Source organism: Kocuria sp. PD6, assembly GCF_031844145.1.
In the GTDB taxonomy this organism is placed as follows: domain Bacteria; phylum Actinomycetota; class Actinomycetes; order Actinomycetales; family Micrococcaceae; genus Kocuria; species Kocuria marina.
The window spans coordinates 20,905-37,088 of sequence record NZ_JAUZUS010000017.1; the positions used below are offsets into that span (position 1 = coordinate 20,905).

General features: G+C 69.3%; 13 protein-coding genes and 1 pseudogene. 3 read left to right on the forward strand and 11 right to left on the reverse strand.

Annotated elements, in window-relative coordinates:
- Window positions 1-8: 8 nt before the first annotated feature.
- The 8 genes from Q9R22_RS12495 to Q9R22_RS12530 all read right to left on the reverse strand — a co-directional run bounded on the left by Q9R22_RS12495 (window position 9) and on the right by Q9R22_RS12530 (window position 9,203).
- Window positions 9-1,895 carry an ABC transporter ATP-binding protein gene (locus Q9R22_RS12495; RefSeq protein ID WP_131333461.1) on the reverse strand — a complete coding sequence of 629 codons (1,887 nt, stop codon included), beginning with the start codon at window positions 1,893-1,895 and terminating at the stop codon, window positions 9-11.
- Entirely contained in the window at window positions 1,895-2,911 is a 1,017-nt protein-coding gene (locus Q9R22_RS12500; RefSeq protein ID WP_396415677.1) for an ABC transporter permease, read from the reverse strand. Before Q9R22_RS12500 ends, Q9R22_RS12495 begins: the two co-directional genes overlap by 1 nt.
- On the reverse strand, window positions 2,908-3,864 hold the full coding sequence (locus Q9R22_RS12505; protein ID WP_131333463.1) for an ABC transporter permease: 957 nt from the start codon (window positions 3,862-3,864) through the stop codon (window positions 2,908-2,910). The genes Q9R22_RS12500 and Q9R22_RS12505 overlap by 4 nt, the downstream gene beginning before the upstream one ends.
- A 4-nt stretch (window positions 3,865-3,868) precedes the next feature.
- Window positions 3,869-5,401 carry an ABC transporter substrate-binding protein gene (locus tag Q9R22_RS12510; RefSeq protein WP_311254284.1) on the reverse strand — a complete coding sequence of 511 codons (1,533 nt, stop codon included), beginning with the start codon at window positions 5,399-5,401 and terminating at the stop codon, window positions 3,869-3,871.
- Between the two features lie 511 nt (window positions 5,402-5,912).
- Window positions 5,913-6,812, reverse strand: a complete 900-nt coding sequence (locus tag Q9R22_RS12515) for a glycerophosphodiester phosphodiesterase family protein (RefSeq protein ID WP_131333467.1) — start codon at window positions 6,810-6,812, stop codon at window positions 5,913-5,915.
- Window positions 6,805-7,674: an HAD family hydrolase gene (locus tag Q9R22_RS12520; protein ID WP_131333469.1), complete on the reverse strand. Its 870-nt coding sequence runs from the start codon at window positions 7,672-7,674 to the stop codon at window positions 6,805-6,807. The genes Q9R22_RS12515 and Q9R22_RS12520 overlap by 8 nt, the downstream gene beginning before the upstream one ends.
- A 3-nt stretch (window positions 7,675-7,677) precedes the next feature.
- Window positions 7,678-8,199, reverse strand: a complete 522-nt coding sequence (locus Q9R22_RS12525) for a YbhB/YbcL family Raf kinase inhibitor-like protein (protein ID WP_131333471.1) — start codon at window positions 8,197-8,199, stop codon at window positions 7,678-7,680.
- A 71-nt stretch (window positions 8,200-8,270) separates the two neighbouring features.
- A complete protein-coding gene (locus tag Q9R22_RS12530; RefSeq protein ID WP_131333473.1) occupies window positions 8,271-9,203 on the reverse strand; it encodes a carbohydrate kinase in 933 nt (310 codons plus the stop codon).
- A gap of 205 nt (window positions 9,204-9,408) precedes the next feature.
- Here Q9R22_RS12530 and Q9R22_RS12535 point away from each other — a divergent pair, with 205 nt between their 5' ends.
- Window positions 9,409-10,824 (forward strand): glyceraldehyde-3-phosphate dehydrogenase, encoded by a 1,416-nt coding sequence (locus Q9R22_RS12535; RefSeq protein ID WP_242670486.1) that lies wholly within the window; start codon window positions 9,409-9,411, stop codon window positions 10,822-10,824.
- 92 nt (window positions 10,825-10,916) lie between these two features.
- On the opposite strand, the gene Q9R22_RS12540 is transcribed toward Q9R22_RS12535, so the two are convergent.
- The 3 genes from Q9R22_RS12540 to Q9R22_RS12550 all read right to left on the reverse strand — a co-directional run bounded on the left by Q9R22_RS12540 (window position 10,917) and on the right by Q9R22_RS12550 (window position 14,635).
- On the reverse strand, window positions 10,917-12,356 hold the full coding sequence (locus Q9R22_RS12540; RefSeq protein WP_131333477.1) for a M18 family aminopeptidase: 1,440 nt from the start codon (window positions 12,354-12,356) through the stop codon (window positions 10,917-10,919).
- The gene (locus Q9R22_RS12545) at window positions 12,346-13,680 is read right to left on the reverse strand and encodes a CPBP family intramembrane glutamic endopeptidase (protein WP_131333479.1); all 1,335 of its coding nucleotides are present in this window, start codon (window positions 13,678-13,680) and stop codon (window positions 12,346-12,348) included. Before Q9R22_RS12545 ends, Q9R22_RS12540 begins: the two co-directional genes overlap by 11 nt.
- A gap of 220 nt (window positions 13,681-13,900) precedes the next feature.
- Window positions 13,901-14,635, reverse strand: coding sequence for a glutamine amidotransferase (locus Q9R22_RS12550; RefSeq protein ID WP_131333481.1), 735 nt, complete (start codon window positions 14,633-14,635; stop codon window positions 13,901-13,903).
- A 205-nt stretch (window positions 14,636-14,840) separates the two neighbouring features.
- Here Q9R22_RS12550 and Q9R22_RS12555 point away from each other — a divergent pair, with 205 nt between their 5' ends.
- Window positions 14,841-15,272, forward strand: coding sequence for a 2-oxo-4-hydroxy-4-carboxy-5-ureidoimidazoline decarboxylase (locus tag Q9R22_RS12555; RefSeq protein WP_131333483.1), 432 nt, complete (start codon window positions 14,841-14,843; stop codon window positions 15,270-15,272).
- Window positions 15,173-16,026, forward strand: a pseudogene (locus tag Q9R22_RS12560) (solute carrier family 23 protein); the annotation flags it as partial. The gene Q9R22_RS12555 and the pseudogene Q9R22_RS12560, both read left to right, overlap by 100 nt.
- Between the last annotated feature and the right edge of the window lie 158 nt (window positions 16,027-16,184).

Here is a 16,184-nt window from a genome sequence, read left to right on the forward strand (position 1 = left end):
GTCCCACCTCAGCCCGCGCTCTCGAGGGTGGGTACGTGCTCGAGCAGGGACCGCGTGTACTCGTGCCGAGGGTCGCGCAGCACGGTGTCCGTGGGGCCGTAGTCCACCAGCTTGCCGCGTTCCAGGACGGCGAGCTTGTGCGAGATGTGCCGGGCGAGCGCGATGTTGTGGGTCACGAACAGCATGGCCAGCCCGCGCTCGTGCTGCAGCTCGCGCAGCAGCTCGATCACCGAGGCCTGCACGGAGACGTCCAGCGCGGAGGTGATCTCGTCGCACACCAGCACGGACGGGGCGTTCACCAGGGCGCGAGCCACGGCGGCGCGCTGCCGTTCACCACCGGAGAGCTCTCCTGGACGGCGGTCGATGTAGCTGCGCCCCAACCGCACCGCGTCCAGCGCGTCCGCCACCGCCGCCCGGCGCTGCCCCCGGTTCATCCCGCCACCCAGCTGCAGCGGCACCTGCAGCGAGTCGCCGATGCTGCGCCGCGGGTTCAGGGACGAGAACGGAGACTGGAAGACGTACTGGATCCGGCGGCGCTGCTCGTTGCTGCGCCGCCGCGTGCTGGGCGCAAGCACCTCGCCGTCCAGCAGCACGTCTCCCGTGTAGTCGTCGTTGAGACCCGCCACGCTGCGGGACAGGGTGGTCTTGCCGGACCCGGACTCACCCAGCAGCATCGTGGTCTGTCCGGCCTCCAGCTCCAGGTTGATGCCGTCCAGGATCACCGCCTGCCCGTAGGCCATGCGCAGGTCCCGCAACCGCACGACCGGTTCGTGCTCCTGCCCGGGCACGACGACGCCGCCCGCGCCCCGCTCCCGCGTCACCGCACGTGCGGTCGGGGCTGGGACCTCCCCGGCAGCAGCATCCTGCTCAGAAGGTGCCGAGCCAGGGTCCGACGTGTCGGCGCAGGGCGTGGCCGTGGTGTTGTCTGCGGTGAAGTGGGTGGCCGCGGAACGGCCGTCGTCCCACGGTGCCCGCACGGAGGCGAGGGGGCTGACAGCGGGTCCGCCGCCCATGTCCCGGGCACCCTGCATGTCTGGAACGGCGCTGAGCAGCGAACGCGTGTACGCGTGCTGCGGGTGGCGCAGCATCTGTTCCGCGGGACCGTCCTCCACAATCCGCCCGTGCAGCATGACGGCGACGTCGTTGGCGACCTGCGCAACCACGGCGAGGTCGTGGGTGATGTAGAGCCCGGCGACGTCGTGCTTGGTGGTCAGCTGGTAGATGGTCTTGAGCACGACGTCCTGGGTGGCCACGTCCAGACCGGTGGTGGGCTCGTCCAGGATGATGACCGCGGGGCGGCACGCGAACGCCATGGCGATGCCGATGCGCTGCTGCTGCCCGCCGGAGAGCTGGTGCGGGAAGCGGCGCTGGTACGCGCTGTCGCTGGGCAGACCTACCTCGCTGAGGACCTCGGCCACGCGGGCGTCGCGTTCGGGGGCGTTGCGGCCGAACTCGTGGGCGCGCAACACCTCCGCGATCTGCTCCCCCACGCGCAGCGACCCGTTCAGGGACAGCGCCGGGTCCTGTGGCACGTAGGCGATAGTGCCACCGCGCAGCTGCCGCATCTGCTTCTCGGAGAGCGTCAGCAGGTCCACGGCTTTGCGGTGGAACCGGGACGCTCCCTCCTGCAGCTCCACGGTGCCGCCGCGCAGCTCCAGCCCAGAGCGCAGGTGGTTCATGCACGCGAGCGCCGCTGTGGTCTTGCCGGACCCGGATTCCCCCACGAGGGCGAGGATCCGCCCGGGGCGCAGCCGGAAACCGACGTCGTCCAGGATCAGCCCGCCGTCCACGACACCCAGGCTCAGGTGCTCCACCGCGATCGCGGTCTCCACCGTGGCCCTCGGAACGACGGACGCGCGGCCCTCCGCGCGGGCCCTCTGCTCTGACTTCCTCATCACGACCTCTTCTCCCCGGTGTCCCCGACATCTGCGGCGCCCGCGGCGTCTGCGCTGCTCGAGCGGCCTGCCCGGCCCGTACCTCCTGCGCTGCCCGTGCCGCCCGCGGGACTCTCAGCGCCGTTCGACGCCGCCTGCTCGGCCGCTCTCCTCCGGGAACGCCGCGGTCCCGTGGAGGCGACCCGCCCCGCCGAGGCGCCGGCCACGGCGTCGGCAATGAGGTTGGTGCCCACCGTGAGCACCGCGATCGCGAGCACGGGAAGGATCACGCCCCAGGGCTGCAGGGACAGGGCGATCCGGTTCTCGTTGATCATCAGACCCCAGTCCGGGGTGGGCGGCTGCATGCCGAGACCCAGGAAGGACAGCGAGGCCACCGCACCGATCGAGTAGGTCAGGCGCAGCCCCACCTCCACCATGAGCGGGCCCATGATGTTGGGGACCACGTCCCGGGTCAGGATCTTCCACTGCGGCACGGCGTACATCTGGGAGGCGAGCACGTAGTCCTCGGCCACCACCCCGGCGGTGGCAGCGCGGATCACGCGGGCCACGCGCGGTGCGTGGGTCACGCCGATCACGAGCACGAGCACCCACCCCTGCGGACCCAGCACTGTCACGGCCAGCAGGGCGAACACGAGCTGCGGGATGGCCAGCAGCACGTCCCCGCAGCGCATGATCAGCGCATCCAGCCAGCCCCCGCGGAACGCGGCGAGCATGCCCAGCACGGCACCCAGCCCCACGCCCAGCACGGTGGCCAGCGCCGAGTACAACAGCAGCCGCCAGCCACCGGCCAGGAAGCGGGAGAGCACGTCACGGCCCAGGTTGTCGGTGCCGAAGACGCCGGTCTGAAACGGTTTGCCCGCAAACGAGTTGGTGCCGTACCCGGTCCACGCGGGCACGGCCAGCGGCCCTAGCACGGCGAGGAGCAGCACGATGGCGGTGAGCACGATGCCGAGTTTCGCGGCCGGTTGCCGCAGTACGCGGCGCGTGAACGACTCCGAGGTTCTCTGCGCGCTCATGAGCGGGACTCCGTACGCAGTTTCGGGTTCGCGAGGATCCCGATCACGTCCGCGATCAGGTTCACGACCACGTAGAACGCGGCGATGATCATGGACAGCGCCTGGACCACCTGCACGTCACGGGTGTTCACGGCATCGACCATGGCCTGGCCGAGTCCGGGATAGCGGAAGAGGAACTCGACCACCACAATGCCCCCGGCGAGCCACGCGAGCTGCATGGCCACCACCTGGGCCACGGGCCCTACGGCGTGCGGGAGGGCATGTTTGAAGATCACCTGGCGTTCGGGCAGCCCCTTGAGCCGGGCCATCTCCACGTACCCGGAGTCCAGAACGTCCGCCATGGTGGTGCGGGTCATGCGGATCATGTAGGGCACCACCACCAGGATCAGGGTCAGGGTGGGCAGGATCAGTTGCAGCGGGTAGTCCCACACACGCGTGCCCGGCGCGGCCATCGTGACCGAGGGCAGCAAGCGGAACACGGTCGTGGACAACAGCGTGGTCAGCGCCACGCCGATCACGAACTCGGGCAGCGCCGCCAGCACGAGCGAGATCCCCGTGAGCCCCTGATCCGCTGCGCGGCCCCGGCGCATCGCGGACCACGTGCCGAGCAAGAGCCCCACGGGAATGGCGATCACGGCCGCGATGGCCATGAGCACCACAGACGCGGAGACCTTGCTCGCGAGCAACGCGTTGACGGAACCGCCCGTGGCGGCCGACGTCCCCAGGTCCCCCACGAGCAGACCGCCCAGCCACGAGAGGTAGCGCTCGTACCACGGAGCGTTGAGGTCCAGTTGTTCGCGCAGAGCGGCAAGCCGTTCGGGTGTGGCCTGCTGGCCCAGGATCGCCTGGGCCGGGTCACCAGGCAGCAACAGGGTAAAGAAGAAGACCAGAAGGGACACGGCCAGGAGCACGAAGACCGAGATGCCCAGCCGTTTCAGGATCATGGTGGCCACGCGATCACTTCCCTTCCCGGTCGATCCAGAGGGTGCGCAGCTGGAACCCGCTCACGGGCATCCCAGCGCGGTGCTCGGAACCGCCGCCCACGTAATTCTGGTACGCGTCCGCCTGGTTGAAGAACCCCCGCACGATGTACCCGCCGGCGTCGTACAACTGCTTCTGGGCCCGCGCCACGAGGTCGTGCCGCGCGTCGTCGTCGAGCGTGGCCCGGGCCTTCTCGTACAGCGCGATGAACTCGGGATCCGCCCAGTGCGTCTCGTTGAACGGGGACGCCGGCAGGGTCCCGTTCGCGGTCTGGGGCAGGAAGCTGCGGGTGTACCAGAAGTCCTGGGAGAAGGGGTATTGCAGATAGCCGTCCCCGAAGAACGTGGTGGTGTCCACGCGGCGCAGGTTCACGGTGATCCCGGCCTCAGATGCCTGCTCAGCGAAGACCTGGGCGGCCTCCACCGCGCCGGACTGGATGGGTGCCGTCACGAGTTCCACCTCGAGCCCGTCCGGGTGACCCGCTTGCGTGAGCAGGTCCCGGGCCCGGGCCACGTCCCTCGTGCGCTGCTCGAGCCGCGGTGTCCCCGGGTCGAACGGAGCGTACATGTCATTGCCCACCGTGCCGTGCCCCGAAAAGACCTGCTCGACCATTTGTTCCCGGTCCACCACGAGGCGGAACGCCTCCCGCACGCGGGCGTCGTCGAACGGTGCTGTGTCCACGCGCATGGTGAACGGCAGCCAGTTACCGGTCTCGGAGACCACGGTGTACAGCCGCGGGTCCGTGTTGACCACGTCGATCAGGGACAACGGCAACTGCCCCACGACGTCCACCTGGGTGGAGAGCAGGGCGTTGACCAGCGCGTCCTGGTCGTTGAAGTTCACCAGGTGGACCTCATCCACGAACGGTGGTTCCCGCCAGTAGTCCCGGTTGGCCTCGAGCACCGTGAGTTGACCGGGTTCGAACGTGCCCAGCCGGAACGGGCCGGTGCCCACGGGTGCGGCGGGGTCGTAGTCCACCGGCACGATCCCCATGGAGTACTGCGCGGTCGAGTCCACGAACATGGCATCCGGTTCCGACAGTTCGAAGCGCACCGTGTGATCGTTCACCGCCACGGTGCGCCGCAACAGGGCAAGCCCGGAAGCGCCCGTCTTGGGGTCCTTCGGGTCGGTGACCCGGTCGTACGTGGCCACGACGTCCCGCGCGGTGAACGGACGCCCGTCGTGGAATACCACGCCCTTGCGCAACCGCACGAGCCACTCGCGCCCGCCGTCCCGCGGCGTGGCCGACTCGGCGAGCACGGGCACGGGGACATAGTCGGCGTCGAACTCGTAGAGCCCGTCGTAGAGGTTGATCACGCGCCCGGCATCCGCGGTGCCCACCGGGACGTGGGCGTCCACGCTGTCGGACGCACCGCCGCCCGTGAGACCCACACGCAAGATGCCCCCGCGCTGCGGTGCGCCCGTGGCGCGGATCGCCGCCGCGCCCGGCTGCTCGCCCGCTGCGCAGCCGGCCAGGGCGAACGACGCCGCCGCTGCGCCCAGTCCCATGAACCCGCGCCGGGAGAACGCGCCGTACCGCGCGGACCCACCACCGGGACCCCGCGCCGCAGGGACCCCGGCCACCGGGGCCGACGGCGGGCAATCGGGTGGAGGTGACTCGGACGGTGCGGTGCGGGGTGGACGGAGTGACGGTCGTGGGTTCATGGTTCCTCGCAGGGGTGAACGATCCCGGGCACGCAACAGGGCGGCGACGAGCGTGACGCTCGGAGGGTGTCGCGGGACGCGCGACACCGATTGAGGGGCGGGCTTCGCCCAGCTACGGGATCTTGCTCAGGCGGGGGGCCATGATCCGGCGCCCGGCCGGCACGCATTGCGATGTCAGATGACGCAGCACGGACTTGCGGAACAGGGCGGACATGTTGGACGTGCGTCGCATACTTCCTCCCTGTGATCGAGACCGACGGGTCGGTTCACCCGGCGGGAACGGCCCACCGGTGCTCTGGATCACATTCAACCTACCCCGGAACGGCGCACAAGTGTGCGCGATCCGGGGTAGGTGTCACAGTGGGTCGGGCGGCCATTGACCCCGGCATTGCAGGACGTCCTTGAGCAGATCGGCCCGATCCGTGATCAGCCCGTCCACCCCCATGTCCAGCAGGCGCTTCATGTCCGCGGGGTCGTTGACGGTCCACACCTGCACCGACAGCCCCGTGCGGTGGGCCAGGTCCAGGAACGCGGGCGTGACGATCCGCAGGGTCGACAGGTGTCCCCCAGGCAAACGCACCGTGTGCTGTTCGGGCAATTGGAGGGTGTCGAACGGTGCCACGAGGCGCGACCACGCCGCGATGTGCGCCCGCCACAGCGCGGGCGCGATCTTCCGGGACACCCGGTTGGTCAGGGGTGCCACGACGGACACGGCCAGGAATCCCGCGGTGCCCAGGGTCCCGGCCGAGGACCGGACCCGTTCACCGGTGAGCCGGGTGATCCCTGCGAGCGCGCGGCGTCGTCGTGATTCGGAGAAGGACGTGACGCGCAACCGGTGCGCGGCGTGCTCGCGCGCCACGACCCCGGGCAGGGCGGCGACGGACGCCTCGTCCTTGACGTCGATGTTCAGGCACGCCTCGGGCAGCGCCCGCAGCAGCTCGGTGAGCGTGGGGATCTCCTCGGTGCCGCCGATGCGCACTTCCCGCAGTTGCTCCCACGTGAGGTCGTTGACGTTGCCGCTCGTGCCCGTGACGCGCTCCAATGAGGGGTCGTGGAATGCCACGACCACGCCGTCCAGGGTCGTGTGCACGTCCGTCTCGAGCCACACGTAACCGAGCTCCGCGGCGGCCCGGAACGCGGCCAGCGTGTTTTCGTGACCGTCCGGGGAGAACCCACGGTGGGCGAGCGCGGCGGGGTGCCGCCGTGCACCGGGGTCCTGGCGGGCGGCCGGAACGGAACGGGACGACTCAGACACGGCGACCCTCCCGGGCCACGGGAACGATGTGCTCGTGCTCCAGGTAGGCCTCGATCACCTGCGCTACGCCGTCCTCGGTGAACGCCGGTGCGGTGCGTCCCACCGTGGCGACCACGTGCGGGTGCCCGTCCGCCATGGCGTAGCCGCGCTCGGCCCACGTGAGCATCTCGAGGTCGTTGGGCATGTCTCCGAAGGCCATGACCTCCCGGTGGGAGATGCCGTGCTCCGCGGCGAAGTGTTCGAGCGTGCGGGCCTTGGTGAGCCCGCGCTGCCCCATTTCCACGAGGGGTGCGGCGGCCACCGAATGCGTCACGGACAACCGCCCCGCCACGATCTCGCGGACGTGCTCGAAGTACCGATTGGGATCGGCGCCGTCCAGCTTGGCCAACAGCTTGACCACCTCGGTGCCGGGCGCGAGCGACTCCTTCACGGGCGCTTCGGTGATGTGGCGGATCTCCATACGGTCCGTACGGGACCACCCGTGATCCGTGTAGACGCGCTCCAGGGTCTCCGCGGCGAACAGAGAATCCGGGAACTCGCGGGCCACGTCCGCCATGACGGGCAGGGCCTCGCTCACGTCGAACAGGCTCGCCTCCAGGACACGCTCCGCGCCGGGATCGTAGATCACCGCCCCGTTGGAGCAGATCACGACCCCCACGTCATCGAGTTGTTCGTGCAGGGGGTCCAACCACCGCATGGGGCGCCCGGTCACGAAGACCACGTGAATCCCGGCGTCCCGCGCGGCGGTGATCGCGGCGACGGTGCGCGGCCGGAACCGGAAGTCACGGCCCAGCACTGTCCCGTCCAGGTCACTCGCGATGAGCCGGACGGGTGGCTGGTCCGCGGCGTGTCCCGGCGCCACGGGCTACTTCACTTCGTAGACGGGCGTGAGGAACGCGCGTCCCAGGGCGTGCGAGAACAGGTTGAAGTTGACCACTGCGGGGCTCGCGGACTCGTCCACCTCGAGCTCGGGGACGTCCACGGCCGTGACGCAGAGGATGTAGCGGTGCGGACCGTGGCCCTCGGGGGGTGCGGCGCCCAGGTATTCGTCCGTGCCGCCGTCGTTGCGGTGCTTCACGGCTCCCTCGGGCGGGTTCGACGCCGCCCCGGTCGCCAGTTCGGTGACGTCCGCCGGAATGTTGGACAAGCACCAGTGCCAGAACCCGCTGGGGGTGGGGGCATCCGGGTCGAACATCGTGACCACGTAGGAACGGGTGCCCTCCGGGGCACCGCTCCACGACAGCTGCGGGGAGACGTCCTCTCCCCCGGCGCCCATGATCCCGGAGACCTGGGGCGTGTTCATGCTCTCGCCCTCGGCCACGTCCGTGGACGTCACTGTGAACGTGGGCAGTTCGGGCAGATCGGAGTAGGGATGACGGTCGTACATGGGAGCGTTCCTTTCCTCGTTACGGTCATGACACAGCTGGGGGCCTCGCACGGCCACGGGAAAGCGGCGGATCAGGCGTGGTCGATCAGGTCCGCGCGCGTGGGCAGATCCGCGCCGGAGCGCGAGACCGTGACCCCGGCAGCGGCCGCGGCGTGGCGCAACAGCTCCGTGAGTTGCGCGCTGTCCAACTCGTCGAGGGCGCTCGCCGCAGCGGGGCCCAGGATGTTCCGATCCGCGAGTCCCGAGAGCAGGGCCGCCATGAAGGAGTCACCCGCGCCCACGGTGTCCGCGACGGTGACCCGGGCGGCGGGGACCTCCACGCCATCGCGTCCGGTGCCGCGACTGACAGCCCACGGCCCCATGACCCCGCGGGTCACGACCACAAGCCGTGCTCCGGCCTTGAGCCACGCACGCGCGGAGTCCTCGATGCTGCGGTGCGGGTAGAGCCACAACAGGTCCTCGTCGGAGGCCTTGATCACGTGGGACAGCGCCACGATCTTCTCCGCGCGGGCGCGCGCGTCCGAGGAGTCCGGGATGATGGACGGGCGGCAATTGGGGTCGTAGGAGATCAATGCGTGGCCGCGAGCGCGTTCGAGTGCCTGACCCACCACGGTGGCGCCGGGTTCCAGCATGGCCCCGATGGATCCGGCGTGCAGGGCGTCGGTGTCCCGCAGGAGCTCGTCGATCCGCTCCGGGGAGACGTCCAGGGACCAGTCGAGTTGGAAGTCGTAGCTCGCGGCACCGGTCTCATCCAGGGTCGCCTGGGCCACGGAGGTGGGCAGGGCGTCCGCGTCGAACGGCAACCGCACCCCGTTGCCCATGAGGTGATCGGCCACCTGACGGCCGTACTCGTCCCGGCCGTAGCGGCCCAGGAACTGGACGTCGTGACCCAGCCGGGCCAGTCCCACGGCCACGTTCATGGGGCTGCCACCCACGTGGGCCCGGGGTTCTTCACCCTCGCGGGACACCACGTCCACGAGGGCCTCACCGATCACCGTCAACATGACCCCACGTTAGCAAAGCGTGCGGGGAGTCACCGGGGCTGTCACGACGCCGCATGGGCGGGAGAAGCCCCCTCGCGCACCGTAAACTTGGGGCCACGACGAGCAGCGCCGCTCCCGCGCGCGCCATCACCCGAGTCAGCGCACCGCCGCGCGACCCCCAACACGGCCCTCACGACGACGTCCGGGCCGAGGAAGAAGGATGCTCATGAGCGCCACGTGGTCCGAACGAGAAGCCCTTGCCGAGCAGCTGGTCCCCCTGGTGGGTCAGCTGCACCGCGGCAATAAGGTGGTCACCACGGTGTTCGGCCGTTCCCTGGTCCACAAGTCCGTCACGGAGATCATCAAGGTCCACCGCTTCACGCGCCGCATCCTGGGCGAGGAAATGCCCATCGACAAGACCCTCGAGATCGTCCACGCGCTGGGCGAGCTCAACCTCGGCGTGTGCAACGTGGACGTGGCCAAGCTCTACCAGGGCTACACCGTGGCCGGCAGCGGTGACCTGCAGGCGTACCTGCGCGAGGCCCTTGCTCCCGCCGTGGACCAGCGCGGGCGCAACGAACCCGGGTCCCGCGACGTCGTGCTCTACGGCTTCGGGCGCATCGGGCGCCTGCTCGCGCGCATCCTGCTCAACCGCAACGACGGCACCGGGCTGAACCTGCGCGCCGTGGTGGTGCGCCGCAAGCCCGGCAACGACCTCGTCAAGCGCGCCTCGCTGCTGCGCCGCGACTCGGTGCACGGCCCCTTCAACGGGACCATTACCGTGGACGAGGACAAGAACGTGATCACCGCCAACGGTGTGCCGATCCAATTCATCTACGCCAACTCCCCGGCGGAGATCGACTACACCGAGTACGGGATCGACAACGCCCTGGTCGTGGACAACACCGGCGTGTGGCGTGACGAGGAAGGCCTCTCCCAGCACCTGCAGTCCAAGGGTGTGGGCAAGGTCCTGCTGACGGCCCCCGGTAAGGGCGACATGAAGAACATCGTGTGCGGCGTGAACGACAAGGACATCTCCCCGGAGGACACCATCCTCTCCGCGGCGTCCTGCACCACGAACGCCATCACACCCGTGATCAAGGTCCTCAACGACGAGTACGGGATCATCCAGGGTCACGTGGAGACCGTGCACTCCTACACCAACGACCAGAACCTGATCGACAACTGGCACAAGGGTGACCGCCGCGGCCGTTCCGCCGCCCTGAACATGGTCATCACCGAGACCGGTGCCGCCAAGGCCGTGGCCAAGGCGCTGCCCGTGATGAAGGGCAAGCTCACCGGTAACGCGATCCGCGTCCCCACCCCGGACGTGTCCATGGCGATCCTCAACCTGCAGTTGGAGAACGCCCCGGAGTCCAAGGACCAGATCAACGAGTTCCTCAAGGACATCTCGCTGAACTCGCCCCTGCGCAAGCAGATCGACTACGTGGACTCCCCGGACGTGGTCTCCACGGACCTCGTGGGCTCCCGCCGCGCCGGCGTGGTGGACGGACTCGCGACCATCGTGAACAACAACTCCGTGGTGCTCTACGTCTGGTACGACAACGAGTTCGGTTACTCGTGCCAGGTGGTGCGCGTGATGGCCCGCATGGCGGACATCTCTATGCTCCAACTCCCGTAAGGGTCAGGGTCCCGCGCGCCGCTGGTGCGCTCGACGACGACGCCGCCCCGGCCACCTTCCGCGTGAAGGTCGCCGGGGCGGCGTCGTTGCGGTCACGGGCGCCAGAAAGCGGCGACCGCCCGGTACAGGGCGTACAGGTCCCCGGTGTGCACGAGCTCGCGTGCCGAGTGCATGGACAGCAGCCCCACGCCCACGTCCAGCGTGCGGATGCCCAGACGGGTCGCGGTGATGGGTCCGATGGTCGAGCCGCACGGCACGGTGTTGTTGGAGACGAACTCCTGGTAAGTCACTCCGGCCCGTTCGCACACCCGGGCCCATTCGGCCGCACCCGTGGCATCGGTCGTGTAGCGCTGCTGCGCGTTGATCTTGAGCAGGGGCCCTCCCCCGGGCTCGGGGGTGTTCACGGGATCGTGGTGGCCCTGGTAATTGGGGTGCACCAGGTGCCCCGCGTCCGAGGACAAGCACACGGAGGCCGCGAGCGAGCGCCGGTATTCGTCCGTGGTCTCGCCCCGCGCGGCGCTGATGCGCACGAGCACGTCCTCGAGGAACGGGCCGGCGGCGCCCGAGCGGGTGGCCGAACCGACCTCCTCGTGGTCGAACGCGGCGAGCACGCTCACGTGCTCCGCGCTCTCGAGGTCGTGGGCGTGTTCCATCAGGGCGCGCAGGCCCGCGAACACGGAGGTCAGGTTGTCCAGGCGGCCGCTCGCGAGCAGCGTGCGCTGCGCGCCGATGAGTTCCGGGGCCTGGGAGTCCGCGACGACGATGTCGTAGCCGAGAATGTCCGATGCCGTGATCGGTTCGGCCGACGCATCGTCGCCGGCCGGGGCACCCGGTGCGCCTGTCACGGTCGTCCGGCGCGTTCCGCGCGACTCGTTCGCGGCATCCGCAAGCACGGTCAGGACGTCCGTGTCCTGGTCCTGTCCCACTCCCCACACGGGTTGCACGTGACGCTGCTTGTCGAGCGTGAGACCCTCGTTCGCGCTGCGGTCCAGGTGGATCGCCAACTGCGGGATCCGGGCCACGGGGCCGGTCGCGGTGAGGACCTGCCGGGTCCCGCCGTCACGGCCACGCACCACGAGCCGACCGGCGAAGCGCAGATCCCGGTCCAACCACGAGTTCAACAGGGGACCGCCGTAGATCTCCACACCCGCCTGGTACCACCGGTGCGTCACTGTGGTGGGTCGGGGCTTGAGCTTGAACCCCGGCGAATCGGTGTGAGCCCCTAGGATCCGGTACCCCGCACCCGGTGCGGCACCGGACGGGATCACCCACGCGATCAGGGCGCCGTCGCGCACGGTGTAGTAGCCGCCCGCGGACAGGTCCGACCACGGCCGGGTTTCGTCCAGGGCGGTGAACCCCGCGGCGTCGAGCGCGGCGGCAGCCGTGGCCACGGCGTGGAACGAGCTGGGCGAGGCCGTGATGCACTCACCCAGTGCACGCGCGAAGCCGGCCTCCGGAGTTCCGGGGCCGGGCTCCGGCGTCCCGTTGGCGGGGTCGGCCGGGGTGGTGGATTCGTGCGAGCTATCCGTCATGACGCCCAGTGTAGGTGGGGGCGACATCCCGCTCGCCCGGGGCTGCGGGCGGCGGTGTTGCACCGGGCGAGGGAGGCGTCGCCGTACCGTGTGGGTCGGAACCGTTGGGCCGGGAAGTGCTCTCGCTCGAGGTATCGCCCGAGGGCTCGCCCGGCACCGCAGGAGCGACGTCGTCCCCCGTGTGCGCGCCGTGAGCGGTGCGGGTGTCCAGCAGACCCACGTAGCGGCCCTGCCCGTCTCGCACGGAGTACGGACCGTACTGCGGCGGCAGGACCAGGTAGCGCTGCGTGGCCGGGTCCAGGACGTAAGCCGCCAGGCCCGAGGCGTCCTCGGCCAACCGAGAGGGCCGGTGGCCGAGCTCGGGAAGCCGGGCCGGTTGCGGGAGTGGCGGCAGGACGATCGTGCGAGTCACGGCCACGGACCGGTTGCGGCGCACGAGCCAGAACACGAGTGCCACGTAACCACCGTTGATCAGCGTCACCGCGATCAGGTCCGTGGGCGCCCCGGAGGTGTCGTTCATGTCCGTGAGCCCCACCATGGCCATGAGGGACACCGTCATGTTGTTCACGGCGTGCAGTGCGATCGCCGCTTCCAGACCACCGGTGCGCCACGTGATGATGCCCATGGCCACGGCCATGATCCCCACCGAGAGCTGCCCCCAGATGTCGTACGCGTGACCGAGCACGAACAGCGGCACCGGGAGCAGGATGGCCCACGCGGGGTGCTTGAGCCACCGGCCGATGGTCTGGGCCAGGTAGCCGCGGAACACGACCTCCTCCGCCGCGCACTGCAGGGGGACCACGAAGATCAGCGAGGCCATGAGCCACCAGAAACCGGGGGCCGGTTGCAAGGACACGGGTCTGCCGCCCGCGGCGAGTTCCAGGCCCACGGCGATCGCGTTGATCAGGGCGTAGATCGCGACCGCCGCCACGAAGCACGTGAGCAGCCACTTCCACCGAATCCGCCCGGTCACGGAGAAGATCAGCCCCAGGGGACGCGGGCCGAGCACCAGCCGGGCCAGCAGGGCGCTGGGGAGCATGAGGACCACGGAGCCGAAGAGGATGAAGAACACCACGGGGTCCAGCTGGTTCATGGCCAGCAGGTCCCCGTCGATCCGCTCCGGGGCCGCGAAGACCATGACGAGCAGGAATACGATGGTCAGAAGCAGGAGGACGGCCAGCAGGATGAGCCCCTCCACGAGCGGCATCCACCAGCGGTGGCGGGGGTCCGCATGCGCCAAACGGTGGTAGAAGAGGCTACGGGTCCGTGGCGGTTCCTGGACGGGGGGCGACGGACGGGACCACGGTGCGCTGGCGTGACTCATGACTCCACGGTAGCCGTCACGGGGGACTCTCAGGGCCCTCTGTGCAGGGCGCTGGCTGTGAATCCGGGGTGGCTCCGACGGGGAACCGGCGAATTCCGACCGCGGTATGAGATGTCAGCCCGGGGCGGATCCGCCCGGTGGTACCGGAAGTCCCGGGTGGTCCGCCCCCCCCGGGGCGTTGACGACCGGGCTCGTGATCAGACGCCTCGATCCGGGCGGGTCAACGCCGGTAACGCTCCACGAACGCCCGTAGGATCCGCGGGGCCTGGTCCACGGGGGGACCGTTGACCACCCGGTCGATCACGGTGTCTGTGTCCTCCGGCCGGAAGTACCCCAGGTCCTTGTACGCGCGCACGCGGCTCACGAGCCCCTCGGGGTCCAGTTCGGGGTGGAACTGGGTGGCGTAGAGGTTGTTCTTGATCCGGTACATCTGCACGTGGCACGCGGTCCCGGTGGCGAGCAGCACCGCGTTGGGCGGCAGCACGCGGGTGCCCTCCTTGTGCCCCACGTACGCGCTGAACTCGCGGGGCAGTTGCACGAGTAGGGGATCCCGAGCCCCCTCGTCGGTCACGCTCACGGTGATGGGACCCACGTCCTCGTGGCACGACCGGTCCACCTTGGCCCCCTGGTGGATCCCCAGGGTGCCCACGCCGTAGCACGCGCCGAGGAACGGGAAGTCTCGGGCCACGACGTCGTCCAGCAGTGCGCTGATCCAGGTCTCAGCGACGCGCTGCGCCCTGGACTTCTCCTCCGGAGGGTCCGAGGAGTTGAACGGCGACCCGCCCACGATGATCCCGCTGTACCTGTCCAGGTCCAGCGCGGGCCACTCACCGGACTCCAGACGGATGCGTTCGAGTTGGTCCTCTTCGAGGCCCCCGAAGTGGGCCACGGCCCGGTATTCCTCGTCCGCGAGGACGTTGTCATCACGGGTGGCCAGCAGCACGAACGGTTTCATGGCTTACACCTATGTCACGGGGGCCTCGGGATGCAAACTGCCCGGGGACGAGGCCGCTTTCCGACGCTTCGATGACACCCGTGGAAGAGTCCGGCGGTTACTTCGAAGAAACGTGGTTCCACTCCGTGACTTACCCCGTGTGACCCAGTTCGCTGTTCCTAAATGAAATTTAGATTTCACATCACGAAATACCAGAGGATGGATCGTGGATTTGACCGAGTTCAACAGCCTCGATCGTGAAGCCGCCGTCGCGGCCGTAGGACCGGCCCTGGACGTCCAGCGCTGGATCGAGGAACTCGTGTCCGGGCGCCCGTATGGGTCCACCGAGGCCATACTGGACGCCGCCCGTTCCGCCGCGAACCCCTTCACGGACGCGGAGGTCGCGCAGGCGTTGTTGCACCATCCCATGATCGGCCAGCGCCCCCAGGAAGATTCCGCGGCGGCGAGCCTGTCCCGCAACGAGCAGGCGGGCCTGGGCGGGGGCGACGACGCCGTCAAGGCCGAGCTCGCGCAAGCGAACCTCGACTACCAGGACACGTTCGGTCATGTTGGGCCACGGGCGGTGCCGCCGTGGCCGCCAATGGGGCCGAGGACACCATTTTCAGAAACGTGTGCCTCGCCGGCGCCACGCTGCTGATCATCACGCTCCTGTGCACGGTCCGCAGCGCCGTGATCTCGCGTCTGTCGATCCTCCTGGGCATCGTCCTGGGCACCCTGCTCGCGCTCGGGATGGCGGACTTCTCCAAAGTCGGCGACGGCGCTTTCTTCGCCTTCCCGGAGCCCCTGGCCTTCGGTCCGCCCACGTTCCAGCCCGCCGCCATCATCTCCATGACCATCGTGGTGCTCGTGATCCTCACCGAGACCACCGCGGACATCATCGCCGTGGGTGAGATCGTGGAGACCAACGTGGACCGTCGCCGCATCGCGGACAGCCTGCGCGCCGACATGGGTGCGTCCTTCCTCTCCCCCTCTTCAACGGCTTCACCCAGTCCGCGTTCGCGCAGAACGTGGGCCTGGTGGCCATCACCGACGTCAAGAGCCGTTTCGTGGTGACCGCCGGTGGTGTGATCATGCTGGTCCTGGGTCTGCTGCCCATGTTCGGCCGCGTGGTCGCCGCCGTGGCCCTGAACATCCTGTTCAGCGAGATCAAGATCGGTAACCCGCCCGCGGGTCAGGGCTCCGTGTTCACGGAGGCCCCGCCGCGCTTCGTGCCCATCGCGTCCATCGCGTCCATCGAGCACCTCCAGAATCACCTGGGGGAAGGTGACACCGTCAAGGATGGTAAGCTGGGGGACTCCGAGGGCAACGAGATCCCGTGCATTATCGCATCCGGTGAAGTGGTCCCGGCGCCCCTGGACTCCAAGAAGTCCGGGACCGCGGGCGAGCACTGATTTCCCGCCGCCAACCGTGTCCTCACGCGATGAGCGGAAGGACACGGTTCGCACATGTCCTTCACGTGCGGTGGCCGGACCCCCACCCGGGAACCGACAACCGCACGGTCAGAACTGCCCCGCCTCTCATGGCAGGAGAACAACACATGCAGCCTTCA

Excerpts from the sequence above, each read along its gene's own strand:
- Q9R22_RS12500 (WP_396415677.1), bottom strand. The coding sequence starts at position 2,911 with ATGAGCGCGCAGAGAACCTCGGAGTCGTTCACGCGCCGCGTACTGCGG.
- Q9R22_RS12540 (WP_131333477.1), bottom strand. The coding sequence starts at position 12,356 with ATGACGGATAGCTCGCACGAATCCACCACCCCGGCCGACCCCGCCAAC.
- Q9R22_RS12510 (WP_311254284.1), bottom strand. The coding sequence starts at position 5,401 with ATGGGACTGGGCGCAGCGGCGGCGTCGTTCGCCCTGGCCGGCTGCGCA.
- Q9R22_RS12530 (WP_131333473.1), bottom strand. The coding sequence starts at position 9,203 with ATGTTGACGGTGATCGGTGAGGCCCTCGTGGACGTGGTGTCCCGCGAG.
- Q9R22_RS12525 (WP_131333471.1), bottom strand. The coding sequence starts at position 8,199 with ATGTACGACCGTCATCCCTACTCCGATCTGCCCGAACTGCCCACGTTC.
- Q9R22_RS12545 (WP_131333479.1), bottom strand. The coding sequence starts at position 13,680 with ATGAGTCACGCCAGCGCACCGTGGTCCCGTCCGTCGCCCCCCGTCCAG.
- Q9R22_RS12535 (WP_242670486.1), top strand. The coding sequence starts at position 9,409 with ATGAGCGCCACGTGGTCCGAACGAGAAGCCCTTGCCGAGCAGCTGGTC.
- Q9R22_RS12550 (WP_131333481.1), bottom strand. The coding sequence starts at position 14,635 with ATGAAACCGTTCGTGCTGCTGGCCACCCGTGATGACAACGTCCTCGCG.
- Q9R22_RS12495 (WP_131333461.1), bottom strand. The coding sequence starts at position 1,895 with ATGAGGAAGTCAGAGCAGAGGGCCCGCGCGGAGGGCCGCGCGTCCGTC.